Origin of the sequence: Wenyingzhuangia aestuarii, assembly GCF_011927765.1 — a bacterium.
Taxonomy (GTDB): domain Bacteria; phylum Bacteroidota; class Bacteroidia; order Flavobacteriales; family Flavobacteriaceae; genus Wenyingzhuangia; species Wenyingzhuangia aestuarii.
The window spans coordinates 1-6,653 of the sequence record NZ_JAATJG010000027.1; the positions used below are offsets into that span (position 1 = coordinate 1).

The 6,653-nt window shown below is 28.0% G+C and carries 6 protein-coding genes; all 6 read right to left on the minus strand.

Annotated features, from left to right (window positions below; translation table 11 throughout):
• Positions 1–279: 279 nt before the first annotated feature.
• Positions 280–1,302 carry a UvrD-helicase domain-containing protein gene (locus GGR97_RS14935; protein ID WP_167899332.1) on the minus strand — a complete coding sequence of 341 codons (1,023 nt, stop codon included), beginning with the start codon at positions 1,300–1,302 and terminating at the stop codon, positions 280–282.
• Entirely contained in the window at positions 1,284–2,846 is a 1,563-nt protein-coding gene (locus GGR97_RS14940; protein ID WP_167899333.1) for an ATP-dependent nuclease, read from the minus strand. Before GGR97_RS14940 ends, GGR97_RS14935 begins: the two co-directional genes overlap by 19 nt.
• Positions 2,847–3,096: 250 nt before the next feature.
• The gene (locus GGR97_RS14945) at positions 3,097–3,843 is read right to left on the minus strand and encodes a T9SS type A sorting domain-containing protein (protein ID WP_167899334.1); all 747 of its coding nucleotides are present in this window, start codon (positions 3,841–3,843) and stop codon (positions 3,097–3,099) included.
• 233 nt (positions 3,844–4,076) lie between these two features.
• The gene (locus GGR97_RS14950) at positions 4,077–4,526 is read right to left on the minus strand and encodes a hypothetical protein (protein ID WP_167899335.1); all 450 of its coding nucleotides are present in this window, start codon (positions 4,524–4,526) and stop codon (positions 4,077–4,079) included.
• 1,122 nt (positions 4,527–5,648) lie between these two features.
• The gene (locus GGR97_RS14955; RefSeq protein ID WP_167899336.1) at positions 5,649–6,071 is read right to left on the minus strand and encodes a hypothetical protein; all 423 of its coding nucleotides are present in this window, start codon (positions 6,069–6,071) and stop codon (positions 5,649–5,651) included.
• Between the two features lie 4 nt (positions 6,072–6,075).
• Positions 6,076–6,522, minus strand: a complete 447-nt coding sequence (locus GGR97_RS14960; protein WP_167899337.1) for a hypothetical protein — start codon at positions 6,520–6,522, stop codon at positions 6,076–6,078.
• Positions 6,523–6,653: the final 131 nt, after the last annotated feature.

Here is a 6,653-nt window from a genome sequence, read left to right on the forward strand (position 1 = left end):
CTTTTTTTCATTTCGACAAGAAGTTAAACTAAATGTCAAACATATTATGAATATTATTTTTTTCATTATGCTTGCTTGTAACGGTTTTGGCTAGGATTAGTACGGGAAGAAAAGGAGAGAGCCTTTTCGAACACGGACTAAGCCGAAGCCTTTTTTTTGGTTTTAATTTTCTTATTACAAAGCCAAATCAAAAAGGATTTGGTGACCTAGTAAATATACACAAAACTTTGAGAAAGCACTCAAACCCGTATTAATTTTAGCCGGTGTTAGGTACTGTGCTTATTTAAGTAAAGAATCATAAATCAAATAACAATTTCCCTTTGTTCTTGATATTGCTACATAGATTCTGTTTTTTGTTCTTGGTTTAGATTCAATAAGTTTATTTTTTTTATGTAATAGGGAAGAAGTTTTATTGAGTATAATACAAGTATTTTCATAATCATCCTCTCCTTTTGAATCTCCCCAGTTTTTAGAATAAAAATTAGTTTTATGACTTTCTTGGTAAACTAACTTTATTATTGAATCATCTTCAATTAATTTTAGCGCTTCTGTTTTGTCAGTAATATGGAATATTTCTGTTTCATTATTATTGTTCGAACCTATTTCTATTCCAAGATTTTGAGTTATATAATTACAAATTGTAGGACTACACCTATGACTATTTTGTAATGTATTGGTGTCAATATTAATATTTGCCTTTTTAATTAGTTTAATATAACTTTCCAAGTTAGAATATAAAGTACTGTTTGTTCTACCGTCTGAACTTGTTACATATGTGTTTTGATAAAAATCACCAACAAGTAGAAAATTGATTTTTGCTTGAACAATTAACATGAAAAAATTAAAGTCATGTCCTCCCAAATCTTGAAACTCATCAAATAATAAGTGGTCACAAAATTTTTCTAATCGATCCTTTATTTCATCTATTAAATTTTCTACCTCTGCAAATTGTCCAATTCTATTATGATATAAATATCCGTTTTTACTAATGTAACGGACTAAGTTTTCTTTAGTTTTAAATTTTGTGAAGTCTGGCGGAACATCCCAAGAGATTCCTTTGAGGTTATATTTAAATAAAGCTAAAGGTTTAATACAAAAACCATAAAGAAAATCGAAATATGTGTGAGTTTTTACATTGATTGGATGATATCCAAATTTTTCAATAATTCTTTTTTTTATAAGATTAAGACTTGTATGTGTATAGGTTACAATTATAAAATTTTCATTTTCATTTAAACTATCTATTAAGAGTCTGGTCTTACCAGAACCTGCAACAGCTAATATTAATCTTTTATCAACCATGATATTGCATTAACTATATATTCAGGAATATTTAATTCTTCACCTTTTTCTGAAAGTAATTCATATGCACTTTCAGTTTTTTCATCTAACATATATTTCTGAACACTTCGAGTTCTTAATCTTTTTGAAAATAGAGTATCACAAATTTCTTTATTGTAGTTATATATTGATATTTCAAATGTGGAAAAATCATTATATTCTTCATAAAATATATTAGTGTTTTCACTTAAATAACTAACATAATTATCTACGCAGTTCTTTTTATAATCACCATCGTTGTCTCTTATTATTGCAGTTTTAATATTGAGAAGATTAGCAACTTCCATATAACGTTTAAAACTTGTACCACCAACTGATATTATATGTACGTTTGTGTTTTGAATTTTTTCATTAGTTATAGTTTCAAAGAATTTTTCAAATAGAATATATTCAGCATCTCCTTCGACTAAAATCACTTTTGGTGATAAAACAAATTCAAGAATGTTATTACTTGGAGATTTAATGAAGAATTTAGCTGTTGATTCACTCAGATTACTAAGGTTTATAGTAATTTCACTATTATTATTTAATAAAATAGAATTTCTTAAATCTAAGCGTGAACTAATCATATTACTATGAGTTGCAATGAATAACTGTTTGTTTTTTGATTCATTAAGCCTTTCAACTAAATTGTACATATGAGTATGACTTAAATGATTCTCAGGTTCTTCTAAAAGAATGAAATCTAATTCATTTTCGTTTTTTTGAAGTGCAAATTCAGTTTTTATAAAGCATTGTCTTCCCTTACCACGATTTTGTAAATCAACATTATCTTCTGTAATTGTTAAGTCAGATTCTAAATTTGAAGTTGTATTGTTTTTTATAGAGAATTCGTATTTGCCTTGTTCATTTTTTTTATTTAAATCATCTAGAACTTTTTCTTTAAATATTCTTTTGTAGTTTCTATACTCGAAGAGATGATTATTCTTTTCAGAACTACTAACTGAACTATTATAAAGATTTTTAATATATTGATTTGTAGCATATTCATTGTTTATATTTGAATTATCAAGTAGAATATGCTTGAATTTTCTACTATAACCAAAATAAGGTGTTCCTTTAAATTTTAAAAATGAAATTGAATAGTATTCAAATGGAAAATTATCATTGTTACTATTTAATATTTCAACTATTTCTTTGCTACATTCTTGAATAGGTTTACAAATCAGAGAAACTCCAAAATGATTTGAATTTAAAGAGTTGTTTTTACCGTAAAATTCTTCATCATTTAAGCCTTCGAAAAATAATTCGATAGTCATTTCAGGAAGTAATTCATATTGTTTATTCTCGAAAAAAGTAGCTATACAATTATTATTAAATAAGCTGTCTAACCCTAATGCTTCTACTTTATGTCTACTACCTGAAAGAACTAAATTTATAGCTGAAAGAATGGAACTTTTCCCAGATTCATTATCTCCAATAATGACATTCATATTTTCTTTAAAGTCTATTTCCAAGTTTGAAAACTTTTTAAAATTTAATACTTTAAGTTTCTTGATTATCATTTATTTGAAATATTTTGGGTTTCGTTTCGCATTGTACCTAACGGTTTTGGCTAGGCTTTGTGCGGGAAGAAAATCGCCAAGATTTTCGAACACGGACTAAGCCGAAGCTTTTTGTTTGGATTTGTTTCTTTGATTTTCACAAAGCCAAATCAACAAGATTTGGCGACCTAGTAAATATACACAAAACTTTGAGGTTAGCACAAAACCCGCATGAAGTTTAGCCGGTGTTCTATGCTGTTTTTTTTGATGATTAATTTTTTATAAACTTATTGTTTTTTCCGTTTATGGAGTACACATAAGTTCCTTTATTTAATTTAGAAATATCTAGAATTATATATTCACCATCTGTTTGATTAACTTTTTTCTCAATAATTTTTCGACCAGCTAAATCAAAAACATTAAGTGTTTCTGCTGTTTTATTTTTTACAGGATTTGTGATTTTTATTTCAGAAGTAGCAGGATTTGGAAAACTAAAAATTTCTCTTTCTTTAAATAATGATTGTTGAGAATTAGAAAGAGTTCCTGATACTGAATATACATCGTAATTTTGTGTATTATTTTTTTTCCCACCGTCAGTAGTTATTAATTTGAAATTATTATTTGAATCTTTGAAATAATGTATTTCTTCTCTTTGACCAAAAGAAAATAAATTAGTTCCATTTTCATTAAAAAGAAACATATTAAAATCATTTGTAACAATAACAAATTCAATCATTGAATCAGAGTTAAATAATTTATCAGATGGAAGAAATATAGTTCGAATAGTTTCACTGTTAGGAAGAGTAATACTAACTGTTTTGTTCAGAGTATGGTTACTATTGTATAATGAAATTTCATTATTATCGTTTATAGTATAATAATTAAAACCATTATCGGTAATAAAAATTAAAGTGTTTCCATATACAGCTCCTTGAGTAGAATAGCTGTGTTCTAATGTTTGTCCAAAAAAAGTTAATGTAAAAGTTAACGTTAATGATAATAATAATTTTGTTTTCATAGATGTTTTTAAATTTCGCAAAATTGCATAGAACGGTTTTGGCTTAAGGTTAGTGTGGGAGAAGAAAATCAAAGATTTTCGAGCACGCACTAAGCTGAAGCCTTTTTGTTTAGTTTTTAATTTTGTTGTCAAAAGCTAAATCGAAAAGGATTTAGCTACATAGTAAATATACACAAAACATCGAATAAGACCTCAAGCCCGCATTAACTTTAGCCGTTGTTGTGGTGCGTTTTTTACCCTCTAACTATTTTCAATTTCTTTCCTTTTTCTCTTGCTTCAGTTGCTAAATTTTCCATATCAGCAATATCTTCTTCGGTTATCCATTTCCCCATTTCACAAGTTTTAAGTAACTCAAGAGATTTTAAGAAATCATTAATTCCGATTTCATAACCGTCATAATTCCAACAATCTTCCCAACCTGTTTTTTCATTCCATTCTTTCATAAATTTAGGAAGTGGGTCGTATTCTATTGATTTTATGTTTTTCTTAAAAAACTCCTCTCCAGCAAGGTCAAATAAACCTCCGTCAAATATGATTGCTTTCCTTTTATTACCTTCTTCAAACCATAAAATATCTTCTTTTCCACAAGCAGGAACTCCACATTCAGGACAAGGTTCAGTTGAGTTTTTTACAATATTAAACTCATATTTTTTTCCATTAGATTCAATTTCGTATAATTCCATTAGTTAGCCTTTCTCTAGTCATTTCAAGTTTAGCAGAATGTTTGTCTTAAATGCACTACAACGGTTTTGTATAGGATTAGTGTGGGAGGTAGACAATCTTTTTATTGTCAGCCGAGCCACAAGCTTATACTTATTTTATGTTTTTACTTTGTCGATTTAAAAATACTCAAATAAGAATAAGCGACACAATAAATAAAGACAAAACTTTGGGAAAAGACAAAAACCCCACATTAATTTTATACGGTGTTGCCTAACGTTGTTTCAATTCATTGTACTAATAAGCTAAACAATCAAAGAAGCTAAAAACAGTTATCTATCATGATTGATAAAGTAATTCTGCATTAGTCTTTTTGTTTAAATTAATTGTATATTATGTCTATAAAAAGTTTTAATACACCAAATTAGTAATAAAAACAATAAACAATTCAGAATTGAAATAAGTAAGTGTAATAAATTACTTGGAAATAATAGAATAAAATCATAATCTTTTATTGTAGCAGAATAACTAGAAACACAGAACGGGAACAAAAAGAGTCTAATTTTCGCCCATATATTTTGTTTTACACCTTGTTGATTAGTTGACAACACAAGGGCAAACCCGATAATAAGTGAAATTCCTACAGAACTAGCCCATAATTTTAGAGAAGCCTCAAAGTATAAGCTCATAATTGTTAGATACCAAACCAAATAACACCATAAAATAATTTTTTGGAATCTTATATTTTTGAAGTATTTTAAAAAAATAGTTATCATAATATCGTATGATTCTTTTTGTCTCGACAAATGTCAAATTTTGTTATACAGTTAATTATTTCTTTGTCAAATTTACCAATTTCAATAAACATTTTATAGTCTTTTCCTCGCTAGTTTATGAAATTAATTGAATTCAGATTCTGATTTCGGGAATGTTTGGCAACGGGTTTGGCTTAAGGTTAGTGTGGGAGAGATAAATCAGGGATTTATCGAGAACGCACTAAGCTGAAGCCTTTTTGTTTAGTTTTTAATTTGTTGTCAAAAGCTAAATCGAAAAGGATTTAGCGGCTTAGTAAATATACACAAAACATCAGATTAGAAATCAAGCCCACATTAACTTTAGCCGTTGTTGTGGTGTCGTTTTTATTTTTACATTCCCACAGTTTCATAAATGTAACTAATTCCAGTCTTAGGGTTTCTTAAATATCTTGAACGTTCAAACTCGTCTGTTTGGTCTTTTGCATAAATCAGATAATTTTTGTCAGGTTTAAACCATTCTGGTAATTTAGTCGAACTTTGCCATTCGTTTTGAACTGTGTCAATTTCAAGTCCGTTGTATTCAACAAATTTGTCAAACCATTTTTTGTCCGATTTGAATTTAAGAAATAACTCATATTCGAGTGTAAAATGCGGTGATTGATAATATTCGCCTTTAATCAATTCAATTTCTTTTGGTTGTTCGTTTCCAGACCAATATTTATATGCTTTTTCAGCATTTTTTGTTTCTGTTGAGAAGCAACTTGCCAAAAGGAAGACAATTCCAATTAATGATATTTTTTTAAAGAATTTCATTTTTTTATTCAGTTTGATATTTTTCTCTATTGGTCGGATGAATTCCGAAAACAGAAATTCCTCTATCAAATATTTTAACTTCAAAATTTCGTTTTATTGAATATCTGTCATCCAAATCATTTGACATATAAGTAAATCCTAAAAATAAAATTCCATAACCTATCCAGAACATTTTTGCAATTCGTTTCGGAATATTGATTTTCCAAATTTGGTTTAGAGCAAATGTAATTATTAACCAAAACACAAAATAAATCAACAGATTAATACCCATTTCTGTCAGGAAATATTGAGTTGACATAGATGTGTGAAATCCCTCACATTTATAAATCATTGGAAACCCATAAAAGAAAACATCTTTTGCGTCAATTGCTATTCCGTAAGACCATTTAGTTACAATTCCGAATGAAATTAGAGTCAAAGGTAAGGTCAGTCGAAATATTAATTTATTCATTTATTCAATTCAGAAGTTTGAGTGGTAAATGCACCACAACGGTTTTGGCTAGGCTTTGTGCGGGCTTGAAAATCGACAAGATTTTCGAACACGGACTAAGCCGAAGCTTTTTGTTTGGATTTGTTTTTTGT